This window comes from Collinsella sp. CLA-JM-H32B, from assembly GCF_040098065.1.
GTDB lineage: Bacteria > Actinomycetota > Coriobacteriia > Coriobacteriales > Coriobacteriaceae > Collinsella.
Window position 1 is genome coordinate 36,784 of the sequence record NZ_JBBNNA010000013.1, and the last position, 21,774, is coordinate 58,557.

At 58.8% G+C, this 21,774-nt stretch carries 15 protein-coding genes and 1 tRNA gene; 4 read left to right on the forward strand and 12 right to left on the reverse strand.

Annotation, left to right across the window (positions count from 1 at the left end; translation table 11 throughout):
• Positions 1-47: 47 nt before the first annotated feature.
• The 4 genes from AAA138_RS07725 to AAA138_RS07740 form a co-directional block, all read right to left on the reverse strand.
• Entirely contained in the window at positions 48-887 is an 840-nt protein-coding gene (locus AAA138_RS07725) for a carbohydrate ABC transporter permease (RefSeq protein WP_195622394.1), read from the reverse strand.
• A complete protein-coding gene (locus tag AAA138_RS07730) occupies positions 887-1,741 on the reverse strand; it encodes a sugar ABC transporter permease (protein ID WP_152073297.1) in 855 nt (284 codons plus the stop codon). The genes AAA138_RS07725 and AAA138_RS07730 overlap by 1 nt, the downstream gene beginning before the upstream one ends.
• Positions 1,742-1,828: 87 nt before the next feature.
• The gene (locus AAA138_RS07735; protein ID WP_349090303.1) at positions 1,829-3,145 is read right to left on the reverse strand and encodes an ABC transporter substrate-binding protein; all 1,317 of its coding nucleotides are present in this window, start codon (positions 3,143-3,145) and stop codon (positions 1,829-1,831) included.
• 306 nt (positions 3,146-3,451) lie between these two features.
• The gene (locus tag AAA138_RS07740) at positions 3,452-4,171 is read right to left on the reverse strand and encodes a GntR family transcriptional regulator (RefSeq protein WP_349090304.1); all 720 of its coding nucleotides are present in this window, start codon (positions 4,169-4,171) and stop codon (positions 3,452-3,454) included.
• A gap of 224 nt (positions 4,172-4,395) precedes the next feature.
• Here AAA138_RS07740 and AAA138_RS07745 point away from each other — a divergent pair, with 224 nt between their 5' ends.
• The 4 genes from AAA138_RS07745 (at position 4,396) to AAA138_RS07760 (ending at position 9,147) form a co-directional block, all read left to right on the forward strand.
• Positions 4,396-6,849 carry a PTS transporter subunit EIIC gene (locus AAA138_RS07745; protein WP_349090305.1) on the forward strand — a complete coding sequence of 818 codons (2,454 nt, stop codon included), beginning with the start codon at positions 4,396-4,398 and terminating at the stop codon, positions 6,847-6,849.
• A 128-nt stretch (positions 6,850-6,977) separates the two neighbouring features.
• A complete protein-coding gene (locus tag AAA138_RS07750; protein WP_349090307.1) occupies positions 6,978-7,991 on the forward strand; it encodes a polyprenyl synthetase family protein in 1,014 nt (337 codons plus the stop codon).
• 139 nt (positions 7,992-8,130) lie between these two features.
• The gene (locus AAA138_RS07755; protein ID WP_349090308.1) at positions 8,131-9,036 is read left to right on the forward strand and encodes a peptidoglycan-binding protein; all 906 of its coding nucleotides are present in this window, start codon (positions 8,131-8,133) and stop codon (positions 9,034-9,036) included.
• Positions 9,037-9,072: 36 nt separating this feature from the next.
• Positions 9,073-9,147, forward strand: a tRNA-Gln gene (locus tag AAA138_RS07760).
• 511 nt (positions 9,148-9,658) lie between these two features.
• On the opposite strand, the gene AAA138_RS07765 is transcribed toward AAA138_RS07760, so the two are convergent.
• The 8 genes from AAA138_RS07765 to acpS all read right to left on the reverse strand — a co-directional run bounded on the left by AAA138_RS07765 (position 9,659) and on the right by acpS (position 21,522).
• On the reverse strand, positions 9,659-11,818 hold the full coding sequence (locus tag AAA138_RS07765) for a hypothetical protein (protein WP_349090309.1): 2,160 nt from the start codon (positions 11,816-11,818) through the stop codon (positions 9,659-9,661).
• Positions 11,819-12,002: 184 nt separating this feature from the next.
• Positions 12,003-13,892 carry a carbon starvation CstA family protein gene (locus AAA138_RS07770; RefSeq protein ID WP_349090310.1) on the reverse strand — a complete coding sequence of 630 codons (1,890 nt, stop codon included), beginning with the start codon at positions 13,890-13,892 and terminating at the stop codon, positions 12,003-12,005.
• Between the two features lie 806 nt (positions 13,893-14,698).
• The gene (gene tsaD / locus AAA138_RS07775) at positions 14,699-17,083 is read right to left on the reverse strand and encodes a tRNA (adenosine(37)-N6)-threonylcarbamoyltransferase complex transferase subunit TsaD (protein ID WP_349090311.1); all 2,385 of its coding nucleotides are present in this window, start codon (positions 17,081-17,083) and stop codon (positions 14,699-14,701) included.
• Entirely contained in the window at positions 17,070-17,576 is a 507-nt protein-coding gene (gene tsaE, locus AAA138_RS07780; RefSeq protein WP_349090313.1) for a tRNA (adenosine(37)-N6)-threonylcarbamoyltransferase complex ATPase subunit type 1 TsaE, read from the reverse strand. Before tsaE ends, tsaD begins: the two co-directional genes overlap by 14 nt.
• Positions 17,577-17,588: 12 nt before the next feature.
• The gene (locus tag AAA138_RS07785) at positions 17,589-18,209 is read right to left on the reverse strand and encodes a uracil-DNA glycosylase (protein ID WP_117800997.1); all 621 of its coding nucleotides are present in this window, start codon (positions 18,207-18,209) and stop codon (positions 17,589-17,591) included.
• An 8-nt stretch (positions 18,210-18,217) separates the two neighbouring features.
• Complete coding sequence (gene alr / locus AAA138_RS07790) at positions 18,218-19,363, reverse strand: alanine racemase (protein WP_349090314.1); 1,146 nt, start codon at positions 19,361-19,363, stop codon at positions 18,218-18,220.
• A 2-nt stretch (positions 19,364-19,365) separates the two neighbouring features.
• Positions 19,366-20,982, reverse strand: a complete 1,617-nt coding sequence (locus tag AAA138_RS07795; RefSeq protein WP_349090315.1) for an NAD(P)H-hydrate dehydratase — start codon at positions 20,980-20,982, stop codon at positions 19,366-19,368.
• Complete coding sequence (gene acpS / locus AAA138_RS07800; RefSeq protein WP_349090317.1) at positions 20,983-21,522, reverse strand: holo-ACP synthase; 540 nt, start codon at positions 21,520-21,522, stop codon at positions 20,983-20,985.
• Positions 21,523-21,774 lie beyond the last annotated feature (252 nt).

Consider the following 21,774-nt stretch of genomic DNA (forward strand, 5'->3'; position numbering starts at 1 on the left):
GCGCCGCGCTGAGGGGCGCCGCAGAAACTTGCAAAACAGTTACGGCATCAGCCCTTGACGGCACCTGCCACCACACCGTCAATGATGTACTTCTGGCAGAGGATGTACATGATGACGATGGGGACAACGACCATCATGATGCAGGCCATCATGGGGCCGAGCTCGACGTGGCCGTAGCCGCCGCGGAAGTACTGGATCAAGATAGGAATGGTCTTGTACTTGGTGGAGTCGAGCGTAAGGTAGGGCAGCAGGTAGTCGTTCCAGACCCACATGGTCTCGAGAATGCCGACCGAAAGATAGGTGGGCTTCATGATGGGGAGAACAATCTTAAAGAACACCTGGACCGGGTTGCAGCCATCAATCATGGCCGCCTCTTCGATCTCGAGCGGGATGTTCTTTACAAAGCCGGCGAACATAAAGACCGCCAGGCCCGCGCCAAAGCCAAGGTAGATAAAGCAGATGTTGAATGGCGTGTTGAAGCCGATGCGGTCCGCCAAATTGGACAGCGTGAACATGAGCATCTGGAAGGGCACGACCATCGAGAAGACGAACAGGTAATAGAAGAAGTTCGAAATCTTGCTGTTGACGCGCACTACGTACCAAGCGCACATGGAGCAGCACACCAAAATCAGAACGACCGACGTGACCGTGATGATGAGCGAGTACATAAACGCCGAGGCAAAGCCCTGCTCGTTAAGAGCGTGCACGTAGTTTGCGAGACCGTTGAACGTCTCGGGCGTGAGCAAATCGAATGCCGTGGTGGTGCTGATTGCAGTTCCCTTTTTAAAGGAATTGAGCGCAATCATGAACACGGGGTAGATCCACGCGAGCGACAGGATCGTAAAGAAAATCGAGAGCGCGCGGTTAATAGCCTTATCGCGTTTCATTACTGCTGCACCTCCTTGGACCTCGTGGCCTTAAGCTGGATCATGGAAATAGCAACGACCAGGATACAGAAGATGACTGCCTTGGCCTGGCCAATGCCCTGCCATGCGATGCCGGCACGCGAGTAGAACGTGTTGTAGATGTTCAGGGCGAGCATCTCGGTGGAGTGTGCGGGAGCGCCGCCGGTAAGGGCGAGGTTCTGGTCGAACAGCTTAAATCCGTTGGTGATGGACAGGAACAGGCAGATGGTAATCGTCGGCATCAGATTGGGGATCTTAACCTTCCAAAACGTCTGCCATGCCGTGGCGCCGTCGACCTTGGCGGCCTCGATGTAGTCGGACGGAATGGACTGCAGACCAGCGATGTAGATGATCATCATGTAGCCGACCTGCTGCCACAGGGTCAGGATGATAAGGCCCCAGAAGCCAGCAGCAGAGTTAAGGGCGATAAGGTCGGCGCCGATGTTGGAGAGCAGGCAGTTGATCAGAATCTGCCAAATGTAGCCCAGCACGATGCCGCCGATCAGGTTAGGCATAAAGAAGATCGTACGGAAGATGTTAGTGCCCTTGAGCGCCTTGCGGGTGAGCGCCTGCGCAATGGCGAGGGCAATCACGTTGATGAGCACCGTCGACAGGAAGGCAAACGCCACCGTAAAGAAGAACGACGTGGCAAACTGCGGATCGGACAGCGCGCGCACGTAGTTCTCGATACCGACAAAGTGCGTGTTGTTAATGGTAATAAACTGGCAGAACGAGAGATAGAAGCCCTGGATAAAGGGAATCACGAACCCGATCATAAACGCCAGGCACGTGGGCAGCATAAAGAGCGGCCACCAGCGCTTGAGTGCTTTGCCCATAGAAGGGTCCTTTCAATATGCAGGGGGCGGGCAAACCAACGTCTGCCCGCCCCCTGTCGCTAATCAGATAGCTTGGGCAGCAATTGCTTACTCGGAAGCAGCCTTCTCGGTCTTCCAGCCATCCACGAAGGCGTTCTTGACGCCGTCCCACTTGCTGTTGTCGGCAGCATAGGCGATCAGAGCCTGCTTGAGGTTCTTCTTCCACTCCTCAGAGGGGATGTAGACGAAGTCCCAAGCGACGGTCTTCTTACCGTCCTTGGCCATGGCAACGGCCTGCTGCGAGAAGACGTTGGTGGTTTCCTTAGCGCTCTTGAACGGGGCGGTCAGACCCATCTTGTCAGCGATGATGCTGGTGGCGGTGTCAGAGGTGACGCACCAATACATGAAGTCCTCGGTGGCCTTCTGGGCATCCTCGGAAGCCTGGGAGCTGACGCACCAGTAGTTCTCGCCGCCGGAGCACAGGCCCTGGTTCTCCTCGCCGTCAACGCCGATGTAGATGGGCATCATGCCAATCTGATCGTCGGTCATGCCGGCCTTGATGAGGTCGGAGTAGGCCCAAGAGCCGTTCTGGTAGAAGACGGCCTTGCCGGTTGCGAACTCGTTGGTGGCGTCGTCGCCGGTCTTGGAAGCAAGCTGCGAAGGATCGCAGGTGGAGTCGGTGATGTACAGGTCGAAGATCTGCTTGTAGTTGTCGAGGAACTCGCCCTTGATCTCGTCGTCGTCCTGGTTGTGCTCCTTCTCGAACTCGTAGTAGAGCGGGAGGTTGGCGAGGTGGGTGGTGTAGCGCCAGCTGGAGGAGTCGTCCATGCCGGCAGAAGTGAAGGCACCCTCAACACCAAGCTCGTCCTTGCGGGCCTGGATGTCGTCGGCACAAGCCTTCAGCTTATCGAAGGAGTTGATGTCCTCGGCCTTGTAGCCAGCCTTCTCGAGCAGCTGCTTGTTGTAGATGATGCCGTAGCTCTCCTGGACCCAGTCGATACCCAGATCCTTGCCATCGGACTGCAGAGCCAGGGAGTCGTCAATGAGCTCACCGCGGAGCTTGGTATCGGACAGGTCGGCGCAGTAATCCTTCCAGTTCTTAAGACCGGTGGGGCCGTTGACCTGGAACAGGGTCGGAGCGGAGCTCTTGGACATCTCGGACTTGAGCTTCTCCTCGTAGGTGTTGGAGGCGGCGGTCACGATCTTGACCTCGACGCCCTTCTCCTCCTTGTACGCCTTGGCGATCTCCTTCCACTCCTTGTCGACCTCGGGCTTGAATTGGAGGAAGTAGACCTCGGCGGCGTCACCAGAAGCAGAGGAGCCGGAGCCGGCGGAGCCACCGCAGCCCACAAGACCCAGACCCAGAACCGCAGCCGCGGAACCAGCGAAGCCCAGGAACTGCCTTCTGCTCATTTCGTTCTTCATTACAATCCACCCTTTCACACCGTGGCGGCACCCTTTGCCGCCGCCTTCGGAGATTGGCTCGGGGACTTTGCCCCTTTTGCTGATTTGTACAATACGCTATTTGGATAGTTGTTTGAACAAGTATTACTAGAGCGGTAGAAAAACTTCGGTAAACGGTAATTTCAACTTGATACTTGACAAGTTTTGTATAAACAATTATTTGTTATCGAATGCAGAGAAAGCGCCCGGTCAAGCCGATATATCGTCGGCTTGACCGGGCGCTTTCTCTTTGAGGGCATGAGTCTCGTCAGGCTGCGAGCTAGCCGGCTATCGCTTGGAATTGACGCGGTAATGGAAGATCTCGGGGTGCGTACGGGTGTGCGTCACCTCAAACAAGATGCCATCCGAGGTGTACGACTGGCTCTCCATGACGGCAACGCAGTTGTATTTGCCAAGGTCAAGATAGCTGCAGTCCTCATCGTTGGCGAGCTCGACACTCACCGTACGACGGCTCGCCATCACCTTGACGCCGCACTTGTGCTCCAGATAGCCGTAGATAGAATCCGACGCGACCTCGGGGGTCAGGCCTTTGGCGATCGACTTCAGAAAATAGCCGTGGTCCACCTGGCGAGCGCTACCGTTAAGGCTACGGACGCGCACCACACGAATCAACTCCTCGCCCACCTTAAAGCCCAGGCGACGAGAGAGCTGCTCGGTGCAGACCAGATGTTCAAAGGACTTAACGTCCGTCGATGCAACGGCATTGTTGCGCTTTGCAAATTCGCCAAACGACTCGACTTCCTCGAGCGCGCCCAGCATATCGGTTTCGCCCTTGAGCCAAATAACGCGTACGCCCTTGCCGTGTATGGGCTGCACAAACATCTCGTCGGCCAGCATGCTCAAGGCGCGGCGGACGGTATTGCGCGTACAGTCGAACTCTGCGGTCAGCTCGGCTTCGGTTGGCAGCATCTCCTGAAACGCATAGGTCCCGTTAATGATGCGCGAACGGATCTCGCGGTAGATTCCTTCGTAAATCGCTTTTGGCATGGCTTCACCTCTAATGAATATGTATGGCTAGGCACGATAGCATTTCTTGGGGTTGTTTAAACCGTCTATCGGCAAAGCACGGATTATTTACCGTCGACGGTTCCCCCGACACCCAAATCGGACCGAATCAAAACCGTCAATGCGGCAAGCAGCCAGTCCTCTACAATGAGTTCATTGTTTAAACGTTCTTGCTCGCACAGCATGTTGCATCCGGAAGGCATATTATGCTGCAGAAAATCCAACGTTTTGGCGGAGCCATGTTCGCGCCCGCCATGCTCTTTTCCATATCGGGCCTTATGGTCGGCATCTCATCCCTCGCCACGACCGTAGACATTGTCGGCGATATGGCCACATATGGAACCCCCTGGTACATTTTCTGGAGTATCGTCCAGCGTGGATCGTGGACAGTCTTTAAACGTCTTCCGCTCCTGTTTGCCATCGCGCTGCCCATCGGCCTTGCCCAAAAGCAGCCGGCGCGTTGCTGCCTCGAGGCACTCGTCGCCTATTTTGCCTACTGCTTCTTTTTAAGCGAGATCATTAAGCTGAGCGGAGACAACCTTGGACTTAAGTACCCATCATCTTTAACCCCCGCTAGCGGCATCACCGTCATCGACGGCATCAAGACGCTCGACACCGGCATTATCGGCCCGCTTGTGGTGTCGGCAACCGTCGTCGCCATTCATGACCACTTCTACGATGCCAAGGTTCCCGATTGGCTCGGCACCTTCTCGGGATCCTCGCTGGTCTACCTCATCAGCTTCTTTGCCGTGCTCGCCCTTGCTATCGTCTCGGCCGCCATCGTGCCTTCCGTATACGCAGTGACTGAGACGCTGCGCCACGCGCTTGCGGGCGTCGGCCCCTTCGGCGTAGGCATCTTTGTCTTTTTAGAACGAGCACTCGAGCCCATGGGGCTGCACCACCTGCTCTACATGCCGATCTACTACGACAACCTGGTCATTAACGACGGCATCTACGCCACGTGGACCAATTTGCTCCCCATCCTCTCCCACAGCACGCGCCCCCTCAATGAGCTTGCGCCGTGGGCCGGTTTCACCGCCACCGGCTGGGTCAAGCTCTTTGGCCTTCCTGCCATCGCGGCTGCGTTCTACTCCACCGCAAAGCCCGAGCGCCGCGCCGGTCTCAAGGTCATCCTGGTTCCCGCCATTGTTGCCTCAGTGGTCTGCGGCGTCACCGAACCGCTCGAGTTTCTCTTTATGTTCACCCACCCCGGGCTCTTTTTGCTCTACGCCGTCCTCTCGTCTTGCCTCGCCATGGCTATGAACTTCTTTGGCGTCGTCGGCATCTTCTCGGGTGGCTTTATGGAAATGGCCGCTTTCAACTTTATCCCGCTCATGCGAACGCATGCCGGCTCCTATCTTTTGGCGCTCGAAATCGGACTCATCTTTAGCGTCATCTTCTTTCTGAGTTTTCGAGGTCTTATTCTGACCTTTGACCTTAAAACCCCAGGACGCGAGGACCACATCGCCAGCAACACGGCGCTCTCGCGCTTGACGGGAGACGACGTTGACGAAGAGTGCTCATCCGAAAACAGCGCTTCCGGCGGCCAGGCATCACAAGACCATCTGCTCGCCGAGCAGGTTGTGATGCTTCTGGGCGGCGTCTCCAACATTGTGGGCGCAACCAACTGCGCTACGCGGCTGCGCGTCGAAGTCGTGGACCCTTCCATCGTTGCAGATAACGCGTCGTTTGTCGCGGTGGGCGCCAAGGGCCTCATCATTACGGGCAAGACCGCCCAGGTGATCATCGGCATCTCCGTTCCCCGCGTCAAAGAGCATTTTGACCAGATCATGGGCCTCGAGCCGGGATTTGTGCCCACCACCTCGGCCTCCCCTGCCGCCAGCCCAACCCACAAGCACGGCGATATCTGCTTCTTCGACGTTGACGGCACGCTCGCGTGGCAAGACCCCAGGCTCGCCCAAGACCTTCCCGAAGACGAGCGGGACCTCTCCCCCTATCCCAACGAGGCGGTTTCGCAGGCAATCCGCGAGTTTGTCGCCAACGGCAACATGGCCTTTATCTGCACGGGACGCACCCTGAGCTGCATCCATCCTAAGCTGCTCGAGCTGCCGTGGACGGGCGTCGTGTGTCTCGCGGGCGGTTACGCCGAACTCGAGGGGCGCATTGTGCGAAATGCAGCCATAAACCCTGGTCTGCTACAGCGCCTTGCCCCCTATCTCGAGCAATCGGGTGAGGTCATTCGCTTTGAGGGCATCGATCGCGTGGTGCGCATGAGTGCAGATGCCCCCGAGACGTACGGATACGCACGCACCGTGGGCGACGCCGTCACGCAACTTGAGCACTACAACGCCTATAAAATTCTTATGTCCACACCACTTGCCAACCGCATCGCCCAAGATGAAGAGCTTGGACCTCTGCTCTGTCTCAACGAGCTCGAGCTCGAGGTCACAGAAATCTCGCCGCGTGAGTGCACCAAACGAGCCGGAATCAGTGCCGTGCTTGACGCCCTGGGGCCAGATCACGGCACCGTGTACGGCATTGGCGACGCGAGCAACGACATCGCCCTCATGGAGGCAGTCGATGTTGGCATCGCCATGGGCAACGCACCAGACTTCCTTAAGGAGAAGGCGGACTACGTAACCGATTCTATCGATCACGACGGCGTCGTCACCGCGCTCGAACACTTTGGGCTTATCTAGCCGAGCCCCTTGCCGCGTTTGCAACCGCAAGACTCAATCTTCTTCAACCGCCGCGCTCGACGCCCTAATGTGGCAATATGTTGTCTGCATAATGCAACGATGCAACCTAAGAAAGAATGCGAGAACCCGTGTCCAGTCCGTTTACCAGCTTTTTAGCCCAGCACTTTGACCAGATTAACGACTATCTGGCCACGTTCTTTGACGGACAGGCGACCTCTGCCGATATCGAGCGCTACCTGTACGCGCCGCTCTCGGCTTTTACGGCCAACGCCGGCAAGCGCCACCGTCCGCTTATCTGCATGCTCGCCGCAACCGCAGTGGGCGGTAGCTTTGAGAGCGCCCGCAGCGCCGCGGCAGCTATCGAGCATTTCCAGTCGGGCGCGCTCATCCACGACGACATTGCCGACAACGGCCAGCTGCGTCGCGGCAAGCCTTGCATGCACCTCACCGAGGGCACGGGGCTTGCCATCAACTGCGGCGACCTGGCGCTCACCATGGTCACCAAGACGGTTCTCGACGACCCCACGCTGGAGTCCAACGTAAAACTCCGCGTGCTCCACGAGCTCACCGAGATGATCGTTCGTACCATCGAGGGCCAGGCGCTCGACCTGGGTTGGGTACGCGACGGGCGCTTCGACATCTCGGTCGACGATTACCTGGACATGGCGACGCACAAGACCGCGTACTACAGCGGAGCCACGCCGCTTGCCACCGGAGCCATCATCGGCGGCGGCAGCGAGGAGCAAATTGAGGCGCTGCGCGCCTTTGGCCTGCACACCGGCCTTGCCTTCCAGATCCAAGATGATCTACTCAACTTAATCGGTACCAAGGAGGCCGCCAACAAGGACTTCCGCACCGACATCACCGAGGGTAAGCGCACCCTGGTTGCCGTGCACGCCCTGTCTGATGAGCGCTATCACGACGAGATTGAAGCGATCCTCTCCTCGGGCACCGAGGACCCCGCGCAGCTCGCGCGCGCCGTGGAAATCTTCCAGGAGACTGGCTCTATCGATTACGCCCACGCCTACGCACTGGACCTGACCGCCAAAGCTAAGGCCGCCATCGAGGACGTTTCGCTCGACCCGCATGCACGCGAGCTGTTCCTCTCCATGGCAGATTTCTTTGTGGAGCGCCTTAACTAGCGGGGGTTATAAAACCTGTCAGCAGCGTATTTGGGTACAACTTGCTACACTGTTGAGTGCATGTTTATGCATTGTCTTGCGCTGTCTATCCGACACGCGCTCAAAATAGTACGAATGGTACGCCGAAAGGGGTTCGTTCATGGAACCTATTACAACGGGCATGCAGGGAGCAGCCGTCGAGGACGTCCAGTCCCGCCTTCTGCAGCTCGGCTATACAATCGATGACACCGAGGTTGCCGACAAGCGTTTTGGCACCACCACTGAACAGGCTGTTGGCACCTTTAGGCTCGATAGCGGCCTTGCCGCTGGCTGTGCCGTCGATATCCCCTGCTGGAGCGCCCTGGTCGACGCCTCGTATAAGCTGGGCGATCGCACCCTCTACCTGCGTATGCCCAATTTCCATGGCGCCGACGTGCAGGCCCTGCAGAAGGCGCTCAACGTTTTGGGTTTTGCCTGCGGCGAGGACGATGGCTACTTTGGCCCTCACACCGAGGCGGCCCTTCAGCAGTTCCAGGAAAACGTCGGTCTGTTTGCCGACGGTATGGCTTTCCAGGATACCTACGCCTATATCAACCGCCTGCACCACGTGTGGGAGGGTAAGCCTTCGGTGACCGAGGCCGAATCGCGCATCGGCTTTGCCCGCGCGGCCAACGTACTCGAGCGTTTCCAGATTGCCGTCATTGGTGAGGACCCTATCGCGCGCAGCGTAGCATCGCGCATGTGGAACATCGCCACGGCGACGACCGACAACAGCGGCATGATGCTTTGCGACTCCGAAGTTCCGACCGACGTGGATCTGGTGCTCGAGATCGCAAGCGACGAGCTGCCCGCCGACGCCTCACCGCGCGCCACGATTGCCCTCGCCGAGTGCCACAACCTAGCCCAGCGCATCCGCACCGCCAATGTCGCCGCACAGCAAAAGCCGGCACGCATCCGCATTGAGCTCACCGGCATGACGCGCTACAACGGCACCTTCACTGCCAGCGACGCCCAGACGCTCGCGGTACGCCTGCTCGATGGCGTTTGCGATGCCCTCGCAGATTAGGTAAACTAGACGAGTTGCTTTTGGCAACACCCATACTGGGACGTAGTTCAACGGTAGAACTCCGGTTTTTGGTGCCGGCTGTTGGGGGTTCGAATCCCTCCGTCCCAGCCAAAGTAACTGAGCGCCCCGGGCTTTCATCAGCCCGGGGCGCTTTCTTGTGGGCAAGCGAAGGGATTCGAACCCGCCAGGGTGCGGAGCTGAGGAAACGCGAAGCGTTTTCCAGCGCAGCACACAAGGAGCGAAGCGACGCAGCGGCACGCGGCCGCCGAAAAGGCGGACGCGGAATCCCTCCGTCCCATATCAGCCGAGAGCGCCTCGCGTTAAGAAAATCGAGCCAACGCCGCCAAGCGGAGGGATTCGAACCCGCAAGGGTGCGGAGCTGAGGAAACGCGAAGGCGCCCCAAGCCCAAAAGGACCAAGAGCGCCTTACATCTAGAAAATATCAGCCCAGTTCCGAAAAGCGAGCCGCTTGCGACAACCAAGTGCCGTGTGGCCCCGGCGGGCCGGGCATTAAGTTTGTCGCGAGTTCCGCACGCAAAGAAGGCCACTTAATGTGGCCTTCGTCTTGCGCAGGACTGTAGAGCAGCAAACTTAATGCCCGGCCCGCCGGGGCCACGCGTCCCTAATTATTCAGCATGCGGTCGAAGCTTCCCGAGTCGCCATCCCGATAGTCGGCGGTCATCAGAATCTCCTGCGGAATTCGTCCGCCCTCACGCAGCACGTTGCGGAACTGCACGCGCGTAACCATGGGCAAATCCTTAATCGTCGCCGCCAGGTTCTGCGGCACGCCCTGGTTGGCAGCCGCGGGCTCGCACGCGCCGCCCGCCCTCACGCGGCGCTTATGCTCGGCAAGCATGGCGCGATACATTCCGGCATGCAGGCGAATCTCAACGACGTTGGCGTTGCGAGCCTGCTCGACGATGCGCGCACCCTCGCGATCGATGTCGCCCACGTAGTAGATATAGGTAAAGCGATAGCCGATCTCGGCCAGGTAATCATCCAGTGCGTGCGAGACGCTCGCCTTGCAGCCGCCGCCAAAGATTACGCCGCCCACCTTGGTACCAAAGAGCTTGGCATGTTTACGTCCGCGCAGGAGCTTGACGATCTCGTCATAGGTATCCAGGTTCTCGACCATAATGAACGGCTTGTCGGCGCCCAGCGCAAAGAAGCCCGTAAAGTGCACCGGACGGTTGGGGGCGACCTTGATCGCCTGCATGCTGATGCCCTTTTCGGTCATGCGCCTGATCAGGCGCTCACCATGCTTGCCGTCAAAAGCTTTTTCGTCATTGAAGATCTGGTAGGCACGCTGGCGGCGTGAGGCAACCGGAGTATCGGCACCGCGGTTTTGCTCGATCCAAGCCTGGATAATCGCGATTTCCTCGGCAATCTTGCGATTGGACATCTCGTTGTGCTGGGCGCGCTGTGGAGCTTTCTTGCCGTCCTTGCCCTCGACCTTAACGATCTGGGTCTGCTGTTCCTTAATTTTGGAGAGCGCCGTGGGCGTGGGGACGACCTTGAGCAGCTGCCTGCCCAGAACGCGGGCCAGGGCAAACGCCGAAACCTCGCCATGGGTAGTCGACTCAGTCTGCTGGGCAGCCGTATCTGCTGCAGCAGAATCGGGCTTCTTCTGAGACTTGCGCTTAGAATCGCCTTGGACACTGCGCTCACGTTTCGAAGTAGACGTCTGCTTCTGCGAACGTTCGGGCTTGCCATCCTTCGCCGGCTGACGCTTGGGCTGCTCCATTGGAGCATCTACCTTCGCATCTTCGTCGCGCGGCGCTACATTCTCGGCGGCATCCTGAGCGTTAGAGCCGCGACCGCCACGATGACGGCGGCGGCGAGGCTTGCTCGAAGTACCCTCCCCCGTCTGTTCAACCGCAGGTTGCTGGCCCTGAGTCTCCGTATCGGACGCAGTCTGCTCATCAACAGGCTTCTGTTCACGGACTCCCGACTCGGCTGGCTTCACGGCCTTCTCGGCCCGCGCCTCCGGAACCTGATTGACCTTCTCCTGACGCTTTACAGGGTACGCGCGACCTGCGAAGCCGCGACCGGGACGACACGAGTCTGAGGCCTTCTTGGCCGGCTTCTCGGAATCGTCCGCAACCTCGGCAGCCTCTTCGGCATCGCGCACAACGTCCTGCTGCGCAGCCTTAAAGTGAGCACCGCGGCGACGCTTGGGCTCTTGGGCCTCCACGGGCTTTTGCTCCTTCGCGGGCTTCTGCGACTCGGCAGCAACCTCAGTCTCAACAGCCTCGGTATCAAGCCCATCCTTTTGAGCAACGGCGCGACGGAAGCGCTCCTGCTGAGCGCGGCGTTGCGCATCGCGCTTGCCGCCCCCGCCAAAGCCGCCGCGACCCGCCTTGGCGGTAAAAGCGCGAACGACGTTTTCATCGAGCAGCTCATCGGTATCGATATGCTCGCGCGGGGCAACTTCTTCCGCAGCAGGCACCTCAACGGAATCCTCGACAGGCTGCTCCTGGGCATCATGAATCTCGGCATTGATGGTATAGAACGCCGGGCGACCATTAATGCCGCTGCCCTCGATCTTGGTCACAATCTTTGCCGCGATAAGCTCGTCGCGCATCGCCTTGGTATCGCACTCCTTATCCACGGAGCGGAAGATTTGCGCCAGCGCGCTCGACTTGATCTTGAGCGTCTTGCGGCAGAGCAGGTCGTAGGCAACCAGCTTTGCCCGCTCGGCAGAAAGCGACGTTTGTCCGCTCAGACGCTCAGCCAGAGCATCGACATTTTGTTGGTTATCGGAATATACCGTCTTGGCCACGGGGCCCCTTTCATATGCACACATATACGTCTATATGGTACAACGCGTGAGCCTATACACGCAAAACATCTGCGAGGACGCCCTTGCATCACCCGTTCTCGCAAGAAAAAAAGACCGAGTCCGCATCGTTGCGGACCCGGTCTTTCCGAGTCATAGAGATGGAGGATTCAATCCGTCCGATCGGCTAAGCCTTGGCGGCCTCGGCGTCGGCAGGAGCCTCGGCGGCAGCGGCGCGACCATACTCAGCCTTGCCCATCTCGGACCACTCGGGCTCCTCGTCGGGCATGGAACCGGCCTCCTTGCCGAAGAACTCCTTGAGGCAGTTGACGGCAACGATGAGGCCCAGGACCATCAGCAGGACGGCAAAGACGAGCTGCAGGCCCTTGGTAGCGGCGACGGAGACGGCAGCCGTGGTGGCGGTAGCCGGGATAGTACCGAAGAAGCCAAACTGCTGGACAGCGGTCATGCAGCCCATGGCGCTCTGGACCAGCGAGGTGAAGGTGCAGCAGAGCAGGAAGACGACGGGCACGTAGAGCATCCAACCCTTGCGGCCGGTGCACTTGCAGAACACGGCGAGGGTGATCATGGTCATACCGCCGAGCAGCTGGTTGGAAGCACCAAAGAGCGGCCAGATGTTGGTATAACCGCCAAAGGCGAGGGCGAGACCGGGAAGCAGGGTGACGACCGTGGCGAACCAGGGGTTGCCGAGGACCTTCATGTAGCCGGCCTTGGAGTCGACGGCCAGAGCGTCGTTGGTCTGGGCAAAGAACTCAGAGAACGAGGTGCGGGCGATGCGGGCGACGGCGTCGAGCGAGGTCAGGGCCAGTGCGGAGACGTTCATGGTCATGAAGACGGTAGCAAGCGTGCCGTCAACACCGAAGGCCTGCATACCGCGGGAGATGCCAGCGGCAAAGATCTGGAACGGGGTGGAAGCGACACCGGCGTTGAGGGCGCCGGTACCGGCGGTGTTCATATCGGAGAACATGATGCCGGCAACGATGATGGCAAGGATGCCAACGAAGGACTCGACGACCATAGCGCCGTAACCGACCTTGACGGCGTCCTGCTCCTTCTCGACCTGCTTAGAGGAAGTACCGGAAGAAACGAGGCTGTGGAAACCGGAGAGAGCGCCGCAAGCAACGGAAACGAACAGGACCGGGAACATCATGCCGGAGGCACCAGAGAAGCCAGTGAAGACCGGAGCGGTCATCGTAGCCTGGCCGTGAACACCCAGGACGACGATGCCGAGGACAGCGCAGGCGATCATGACGATCATCATGATGGAAGTGAGGTAGTCACGCGGGGTCTTGAGCATCTGGATGGGCATAGCGCCAGCGAAGACCAGGTAGACCATGACGACGGCGAACCACTGGAACTTATCCAGGTAGACCGGGAACTGCATACCGACGGCGAACATGAGAACCATGAGGACCACGCCGGTGACGAACTCGGCAGCGCCGGTGAGGTTGAACTTCTTCTGGGCCCAACCAAAGGCGATAGCGACGAAAGTGAACAGGATGGAGATGGTACCAGCGCAGCCGGCGGCATAGGACTTGGTGAAGTCGACGGCACCGGTAGCAGCGCCAGAAGCGTCAACGGCCGGGGTAAACATGAACGTCTTGCAGACCATGTCGGTGAAGGCGGCGATGACGATGATGCAGAACAGCCAGCAGAACAGCAGGAACAGGCGACGGCCGGTCTTGCCGATGTACTTCTCGATGAGCTGAGCGAGCGACTTGCCGTTGTTCTTCATCGAGGCGTACAGGGCACCAAAGTCGTGGACGGCGCCAAAGAAGATGCCGCCGACGAGGACCCAGAGCACGACGGGCAGCCAGCCAAAGGCCATGGCGACGATCGTACCCGTGACAGGACCGGCACCGCAGATCGAGCTGAACTGGTGCGAGAACGCGGTGAAGGCGGAGACAGGCGAGAAGCTCTTGCCGTCCTTCATGCGCTTGGCCGGCGTGAGGGCCTCTTTGTCAACGCCCCACTTGTTGGCCAGCCATCGGCCATAGCCCAGATAGCCGCAGGCGAGCACCGCCGCGGCCACAACCATGAGCAAAACTCCGTTCATTACATTTCCTCCTCTAAAAAGAACTACTCAGACATAAAAAATGAGGGCCGTCGGTTGCGCTCGACGGCCCTCATCTTCATCAGCCGCCCGTTATCGTACGGGCTAGCTGTATGTGCTAACCCGCATCAGATAATTACTACGCTGATAATGTCTAGCTGATGCGTGAACATGTCTGAGAAATCCTCTTCAATCATGATGTGAACGATCCGTGCGTGTTCACATCCCCCAGTGGTTGAAAAGGAGTATGAAACTTTAGTTACCTAAAGTCAACGCAAATATGTAATGAATTTTCAACTTTTTTGAATTTCTCGGTATAAAACGCCACTGACCTCGGACTTTACCCAACGACAGTTTTTGCTTGAGAGATGCCCCCGAGAGCGGCGGGAGCCGGGCGGCGCATATGAACTTTCCTGCTCTACAGTCCTGCGCAAGACGGAAAGCACATTAAGTGCTTTCCTTTGCGTGCGGAACTCGCGATAAAGTTCATATGCGCCGCCCGGCTCCCGCCGCTCTCGGGGCCCCCATCCCAAATGCGGAGCAAAGCTCCGCATGCCATCTTTTCTTTCTGCTAAAGAACGCCGGAAATTCGACGCTGGTTTGTTAACCTTGCCGGACGTTGTCGACGCCAAACCAGCTCAGAAGCTATATCGATACAGAAAGGTCCCCGACCGGAGGGGCCGGATATAAGGTTTATCGCGAGTTCCGCACGCAAAGAAGGCCACTTAATGTGGCCTTCGTCTTGCGCAGGACTGTAGAGCAGGAAACCTTATATCCGGCCCCTCCGGCCGGGGACCGCGCCTTTGCGACTACAGCGTCATGTTCGGATCGGCGTCGACGTCGAACGGCGAGATTTCTCCTCGATCGAATTTACGGCGGGCGACCTCCGCGATCATGGCGGCGTTGTCGGTGCATGCCGAGAGAGGCGGCACCGTCACGCGGATGCCCTGGCGCCCGAGCTTCTTGATCATCATCTCGCGCAGATGCGGATTAGCCGAGACGCCGCCGCCGATGCAGTATTCCTTGCATCCGGTGGCATGCAGCGCGTTCTTGGCCTTCTTGTACTGTACGTCAAAGACCGCGGCCTCAAACGAAGCCGCCAGGTCGGGCAGATGAATCGTACGCCCGGCTTTGGTCTCCTGCTCAATGTAAAGCGTCACGGCCGTCTTAAGGCCCGAAAGCGAGAACCGATAGTCTCCCCTACTATTGAGCGCACGGGGGAAGTCAATCGCGCGGGGATTGCCCGTCTCGGCCAGTTTGGAAATGATGGGGCCACCGGGATAGCCCAGACCCAGCGCCTTGGCCACCTTGTCGAAGGCCTCGCCCACAGCGTCGTCGAGCGTCTCGCCGAGCACCTCGTAGTCGCCCCATGCCTTGACGTGAACAAGCATGGTATGACCGCCCGAGACGAGCGTGAAGATAAACGGCGGCTTGAGATCGGGCTGCGCCAGCAGGTTGGCAAACAGGTGGCCCTCCAGATGGTTAACGCACACGAGAGGTTTACCGGCGGCATAGGCAAAGCCCTTGGCGAAGGCGACGCCCACCACCAGAGCACCCACCAGGCCCGGACCCTGTGTCACGCCAACAGCGGCGAGTTCGCTCGGCGCGATGGCCCCGCCCTCAAGACCAAGCGATGCTGCGGCATCCTCGAGCGCCGCGTCCACGACGCTCACGATAACCTCAACGTGCTTGCGCGAAGCGATCTCGGGCACTACGCCGCCAAAACGGGCATGAAAATCAATCTGCGTCGAAACCTGATTGGCCAGCATATTACCGTCCGCATCGATAATCGCCACAGCCGTCTCATCGCACGAACTCTCGATGGCAAGCACCAGGCGACGGCGCTCAATTTCGGCGCGCTCCTCAACGGTGCGCTCGGGTGCAGGTAGCGGCCATACGCGCTGCTCAGCCGCCGTCGGCTCGGGCGAAGCGTTGTCAACCGGGAGCACCAAGGGCAGCGGCGCCGTCATGACGATGGCGTCTTTGCCAACACCGTAGTAACCACGGCGGCGGCCCGCCTCGGTAAAGCCCAGGGAAGCATAGAGCGCAATAGCGCCCTCGTTGCCATCCTCAACCTCGAGCGAGGCGGTCGTGCAGCCGAGCATCTGGGCATCGTAGCTCACGTGCGACAGCAGCTTGCGAGCAATACCCTCGCGGCGATGCTTCGGGTCGACGGCAACATCCAGAATCTGCACGTCACCGTCTACGACCATGCCACCGGCAAGCCCCAGCAGCTGACCGTCGTCGTGCGCCACCCACCAGCTGCGCGGCGCCGCAACATCCTCGCCCAGCTCGGACAGGAACATGCCCGGCGTCCACGCCTCGTGCCCGGCGTCTTCAAAGCAGGCGGCCTCCAGCGCACTCGCGCCCTCGGCGTCCGCCGCACCCATGGGGCGAAATTGCAGATGGCGACCGGCGAGCTCATCGGCGACGCCCGTAATTTCGCTCTGCGCGCTCTCGGCTAGACCGAGGCGTTTGCGCTCGTTTTCCTCGGCATCAGAAAGGCGCGTATAGATCGGTAGGACGCGGGCCGGATCGCCGTCACCCGCGGCATGCGCAAGGAGGAGGCCCTCGCCCGAAGGCCACCACAAGCCGCGCTCTACGCAGCGAGCGGCCTCATCCTCGCCCAGCAGCTTGCCATAGCGCACGAGACCGTCGCCAGTCAGCTGAACCTGGTCCCAGTCCGCGGCTTGGCGCCACTCATCAAGCGCCACGGCAGCCTTGACCACGTGCTCGCGCTCAAACTGACGCTCGAGGCCCTCATCGCTCAGCACATACAAAGCCGGATACACCTCGCCGCGCATGGCATCGGCCAGAATGCCGAGCTTGCCACGCACGCCGGCCTTCCACGCGGTCCATGCGCAGGCATCGAGCGTCGACACGCCCAACAGCGGCACGTTGGCACCGCACGCCAAGCCCTTGGCGGTGGAAATGCCGATACGCACGCCGGTAAACGAACCCGGACCGCGGCCGACAACGTAACTGCCCACGTCGGCACGGTCCATGCCAGCCTGAGCAAGCACGCTATCGACGGTATTCACGAGCTCCACATTGGCATGGCGACGGCACATATGGTCACCGCTCACCAGCTTCGCCTCGCCCGTCCGTCCATCAATCCAGCTTGCCGCGCAGGCAAGCATATCAGTCGAAGTATCGAGCGCCACCACCAGCGCGTAATCGTTATGCAAGCTCATCTTGTACAGCCTTATCAATCAAATCGGAAAGCTCCGCTGCGCGCTCGCCGTGCGCCTCGAGCGTTATCATTCGCACGTCGCTATCGTTCTCATCACGCTTAAGCGTTACCGAAAGATACTCGTCTGTCAGTTCGTCCTGGAACTGTTCGCCCCACTCCAACAGACAGGCACCCTCATAGCCCAGTACATCGAAAATGCCCGTATCCTCGAGCTCGTAAGCATGCTCCAGACGGTACAGGTCAAAGTGGAACAGCGGAATACGCCCCTGGTCATGAACAGCCATGAGTGCGAATGTGGGGCTCGTGACCATATGGCCGTCGCCCAGACCACGCGAAACGCCCTTGGTAAAGTGGGTTTTGCCCACCCCGAGGCCGCCGGTCAAGATCAGCACATCACCATCTTCCAGGCACGGCGCAACCAACTCGCCAAAATACTCCGTATCTGCAGAGCAAGCCGTTTTATAAATACCTACCCCCAGGCGCTCCAGGGACATATATGCTCCTTATTATTCCGAGGCACCCTCTGGCGCGGGATGCCGCTCCAGATAGTCGCCCAGCATCTTAAAGTCTTCCTCCAGCAGCTCCTGCCACGCCGGATTACGCAGCGCCGCCGCCGGATGGAACGTGGGCATCACCACAAAATGCCCCATCTGATGGAACCTGCCGCGCAGCTTGGTGATGCCAATCTCGGTCTTAAGCACAAAGTGCGTCGCGGGGTTACCGAGCGTCACGATGATATCGGGCCAAATGCTTCGAATCTGCTCACGCAAAAACGGTGAACAGGCCAGCACTTCCTCGGGCCGAGGATTGCGATTTCCCGGTGGGCGACACTTAAGCACGTTGGCAATGTAGACGTCTTCGCGCTTGAGGCCAGCCAGCGACAGGATGCCGTTGAGATCCTCGCCCGCCGCCCCCACAAACGGTTCGCCTTGCAGATCCTCGTTACGCCCCGGCGCCTCGCCGATAAACATTACGCGGGCGTGGGGGTTTCCCACGCCAAACACGATGTTATGGCGCGACTGATAGAGCTGGCAGAGATGACAGTCGCCTAAAACAGCCTCAATCTCCTCGAGCGCAACCTCGCGCGGCGCCTGGTGACTATGTCCGGGGATGTGCATGACACCCATAGTGGCTCCTACACGTAGACCTTGTCGAGACGCATGCCAAAGCCGCAAGCAACCTCGTAGTTAATCGTGCCGCGCAGGCGAGCCATCTCGTCCATGGTAATCTCGGCATCACCATCGCGGCCGACGATGATCATCTCGTCGCCATGCTCGGCCTCGGGAATCTCATACGCCGGATTGGACTGGATGGCGACCATAAACTGGTCCATGCAGATGTTACCCACCTGACGAATGCGTTCACCGCGATACAGCACGTCCATACGATTGGAGAGCGTACGCGAAAGACCATCGGCATAACCGATCGGCAGCGTGCAAATCTGAACGCGTGTGCGCGGTACGCGGTAGGTAAAACCGTAGCCCACGCCCTCACCCATCGCAGGATGCGCCACACGCGTCACGCGCGCATGGACGCTCATAACAGGATCGAGCTTCATCACGCGGCCGCTCAGCTCGCATGGCTGCATGCCGTACAAGCCAACGCCGGCGCGAATCATATCAAAACGCATCGAGGGATCGAGCATCGAGGACGGCGTGTTGGCACAGTGCACGATGCCGCACTCAAAACCCGCGTCCTTAATGGCTTGAACGGCTTCGGTAAAGCGTTGGCACTGCAGTTTGTAGTCCCAACCCGAAGGTTCATCGGCCGTGGCGAAGTGCGTAAATACGCCATCACACTGGATACCGCGATGGAAGCTAATGCCACGAACAAAGTCGAGCACCTGCGTGTAGTGAACACCGATGCGGTTCATACCCGTCTCGATGGCTAGATGGTACTTGCCAACCTTGCCTGCCGCGACAGCGCACTCGCCATAGGCAAGGGCGAAATCGGACGTATAGACCGAAGGCATAATGTCAAACTCAAGCAGTGTGGGGATAGCCTCGATAGGCGGCTCGCTTAGGATCAGGATGGGTTTTGTGATCCCGCCCTGTCGAAGCTCAACGCCTTCACTAACCGTCGCCACGGCAAACATGTCGGCACCGGCCGAATACATGATTTTGGCGCACTCGACGGCACCATGGCCATAGGCATCGGCCTTGACCACGCAGCACAGTCGCTGACGTGAATCGAGCAGATTCTTGTAAGCCCTCGTGTTGCGGCGAAGCGCCCCTCGGTCAATCTCAACCCAGGACCAGCGCGTCAAATCGGCTTTATTCATGATTAGTCATCCGACCCTTCGTCCATGATTCCCAGATCATCGAGTGCATCCTTTGCCGCCAATTCCATGGCAGGACCGATCAAGTCGATCAGGTCGGTTGCAATAACACTCTTCTCACCATACTCCGTCGCCGCGGCAAAACCCGCGTAGCTGTGAAGCGCAACGGCATACGAATACAGCAGCTCCCAGCGATCCATCTCATCACGCATGGTAGCCAGTGTGCCAGCCAAAATGCCCGCAAGAACATCGCCCGAACCGGCAGTCGCCAACGACGCCGGACCCGAGAGCGGCAAAAGCACGCGCTCAACGCCACAGATAGCCGTCGTCGGCCCCTTGGCAATAACTACGAGATTGTCGGAGCCAGCAGCCCAGACAACCTTCTGCGCGGCCGCAATTGCAGTCCCCAGATCGTTAACCTCGTCACCGGCAACCAAGCGCGAAAGCTCACGATAGTGCGGCGTCATGACGAGCGGCTGCTCACGGCGGTACATCTCAGGGTTGCTATCGATACCGTCGATAGCAATCTTAGAAAGGCAGTTGAGCGCATCGGCATCGAGGATCAACGGCACATCAAGCTCTAACAAGCCCGAAACCACCTGCATGGCACCGGCAGACGTCGTCATGCCGGGACCGCACAGTACGCAGCTGTACTTCTTTGCAATCTCGCACACGGTCATACGAGCAGCGGCACCAAAAGAGCCGCGGGAATCGGACGGAATAGCAAAAACCGGAATCGAGGGAAGTGCCATACGAATAAGATTGGCGCACGCATCGGGCGTCGCGACAGCCACATAGCCGGCACCCGCGCGGGCAGCAGACTTGGCGGCCATGATGGCAGCGCCAGGATACTGCGCCGAGCCGGCAACAATAAGGACGGAACCGCGAGAATACTTATCGATATTCGTGGGCAGCGGAGCAAAGAAATCCACCAGGTCACCGGGCTCGACAATCTCGGCGGCATGATCGACATCATCGATGACCTCATCAAGGCGATCATAGAGGCTACCGCACACCAGATCACCGGCGTACTCGGGGCCATCAGCGCTGTAGAGGCCAATCTTGGGCGTGATCATCGTGACGGTACGCTCGGCACGGATGCAGTCGTCGTCGACAACACCGGTTTCGGCATTCAGACCCGAAGGAACATCGATGGACACCACATGGTCGGCGCAGTCGTTAACCGTCGGAATCCAGATGGAAAACGGCGCACGCAGGTCACCGTGGAAACCGGTACCAAAAATAGCGTCAACAACAACGTCGGCCTTATCGATCAAAACCTCAAGCTCATCTCGTGAGGGACCGACGCACACATGTACGTCACGACCGGCGGTACGGCGGGCAACATGGCGAGCCAGAGCGGCGGGAATCTCATCCGGCTCAACCGGAGACACGATATCCACGTCAACGCCCTTATGACTCAAGATATCAGCCGCGACCCAGCCGTCTCCACCGTTGTTGCCAAAACCGACCAGAACAAGGACGCGATCGGGATTGAGTTTTAGAATTTCAGTAGCAGCAAACTCACCCGCCAGTTCCATAAGTTCGGCCTTCGAAGTTCCTTCGCGTTCGATAATATCCTCGAGACGAACGACTTCCTCGGTACTCAAAACCGGTTTCATCTATGCTCCTAGCGTATCTCGCGAAGCATCGCCCAGGTGCTCCGTTAAAGCTGAATTTTGCAGTTGCTCAAGCTCATCTAAAACCGAGCGAGCCTCTTTATAAGTTTGTGCAACGCGTTCCTTGGTGCTCACCTTTTCTTCCTTAGGCTTAGGTCGAGCATCCTCGGTGATCGCAATGGCATTGGCTACGGCCAAATCACCCGTCAAGGTAATGGAAAGCGCAACTTCAACGACACCCAACTCTTGAGCAATCTCAAGCGCTCGACCCGAAAGCACCGCTTTAGGCTTTCCGAGGTTATCACGCGTTACCGAGACGTCTTTGCGGCCGACGCCCTGACTAAAACCCGTACCAAGAGCCTTGAGAACCGCTTCACGAGAAGCAAAACGGCTCGCATAGTGCGCCGCAGGACGCGATGAAGCGTCGCAATATGCGCACTCTTCTTCGGAAAACACACGCCGAGCAAACGACGGCGTCTTTTCAAGGATTGATTTCATGCGGGAAATCTCGACGATATCAACGCCGATACCAGCTTCAGCCATGTTCACCTCCATATTGCACAGACTAAGTTATTGTAGCCCGTTAACGGAAGATGCGACAAACGAGGGTCATAAAACACAGCGAGTTTGTTAGATCTGGCTTAACGCAAAAAAGGGGGAGGCCGCGAGGCCTCCCCCTTCTCAATTCAAGCGCACGGCTCGGTGCCGTCCACCGGTCAGCGGCGCCCTGGCCTCCCACGGGCTGACCCCGCAGTACTCTCGGCGCGATGGGGCTTAGCTTCCGGGTTCGGAACG

What these genes read in the sequence shown, in the direction of transcription:
- AAA138_RS07725 (WP_195622394.1), bottom strand. Translation starts at nt 887, where the DNA reads ATGAAACGCGATAAGGCTATTAACCGCGCGCTCTCGATTTTCTTTACG.
- AAA138_RS07730 (WP_152073297.1), bottom strand. Translation starts at nt 1,741, where the DNA reads ATGGGCAAAGCACTCAAGCGCTGGTGGCCGCTCTTTATGCTGCCCACG.
- AAA138_RS07735 (WP_349090303.1), bottom strand. Translation starts at nt 3,145, where the DNA reads ATGAAGAACGAAATGAGCAGAAGGCAGTTCCTGGGCTTCGCTGGTTCC.
- AAA138_RS07740 (WP_349090304.1), bottom strand. Translation starts at nt 4,171, where the DNA reads ATGCCAAAAGCGATTTACGAAGGAATCTACCGCGAGATCCGTTCGCGC.
- AAA138_RS07745 (WP_349090305.1), top strand. Translation starts at nt 4,396, where the DNA reads ATGCTGCAGAAAATCCAACGTTTTGGCGGAGCCATGTTCGCGCCCGCC.
- AAA138_RS07755 (WP_349090308.1), top strand. Translation starts at nt 8,131, where the DNA reads ATGGAACCTATTACAACGGGCATGCAGGGAGCAGCCGTCGAGGACGTC.
- AAA138_RS07770 (WP_349090310.1), bottom strand. Translation starts at nt 13,892, where the DNA reads ATGAACGGAGTTTTGCTCATGGTTGTGGCCGCGGCGGTGCTCGCCTGC.
- tsaD (WP_349090311.1), bottom strand. Translation starts at nt 17,083, where the DNA reads ATGAGCTTGCATAACGATTACGCGCTGGTGGTGGCGCTCGATACTTCG.
- tsaE (WP_349090313.1), bottom strand. Translation starts at nt 17,576, where the DNA reads ATGTCCCTGGAGCGCCTGGGGGTAGGTATTTATAAAACGGCTTGCTCT.
- AAA138_RS07785 (WP_117800997.1), bottom strand. Translation starts at nt 18,209, where the DNA reads ATGGGTGTCATGCACATCCCCGGACATAGTCACCAGGCGCCGCGCGAG.
- alr (WP_349090314.1), bottom strand. Translation starts at nt 19,363, where the DNA reads ATGAATAAAGCCGATTTGACGCGCTGGTCCTGGGTTGAGATTGACCGA.
- AAA138_RS07795 (WP_349090315.1), bottom strand. Translation starts at nt 20,982, where the DNA reads ATGAAACCGGTTTTGAGTACCGAGGAAGTCGTTCGTCTCGAGGATATT.
- acpS (WP_349090317.1), bottom strand. Translation starts at nt 21,522, where the DNA reads ATGGCTGAAGCTGGTATCGGCGTTGATATCGTCGAGATTTCCCGCATG.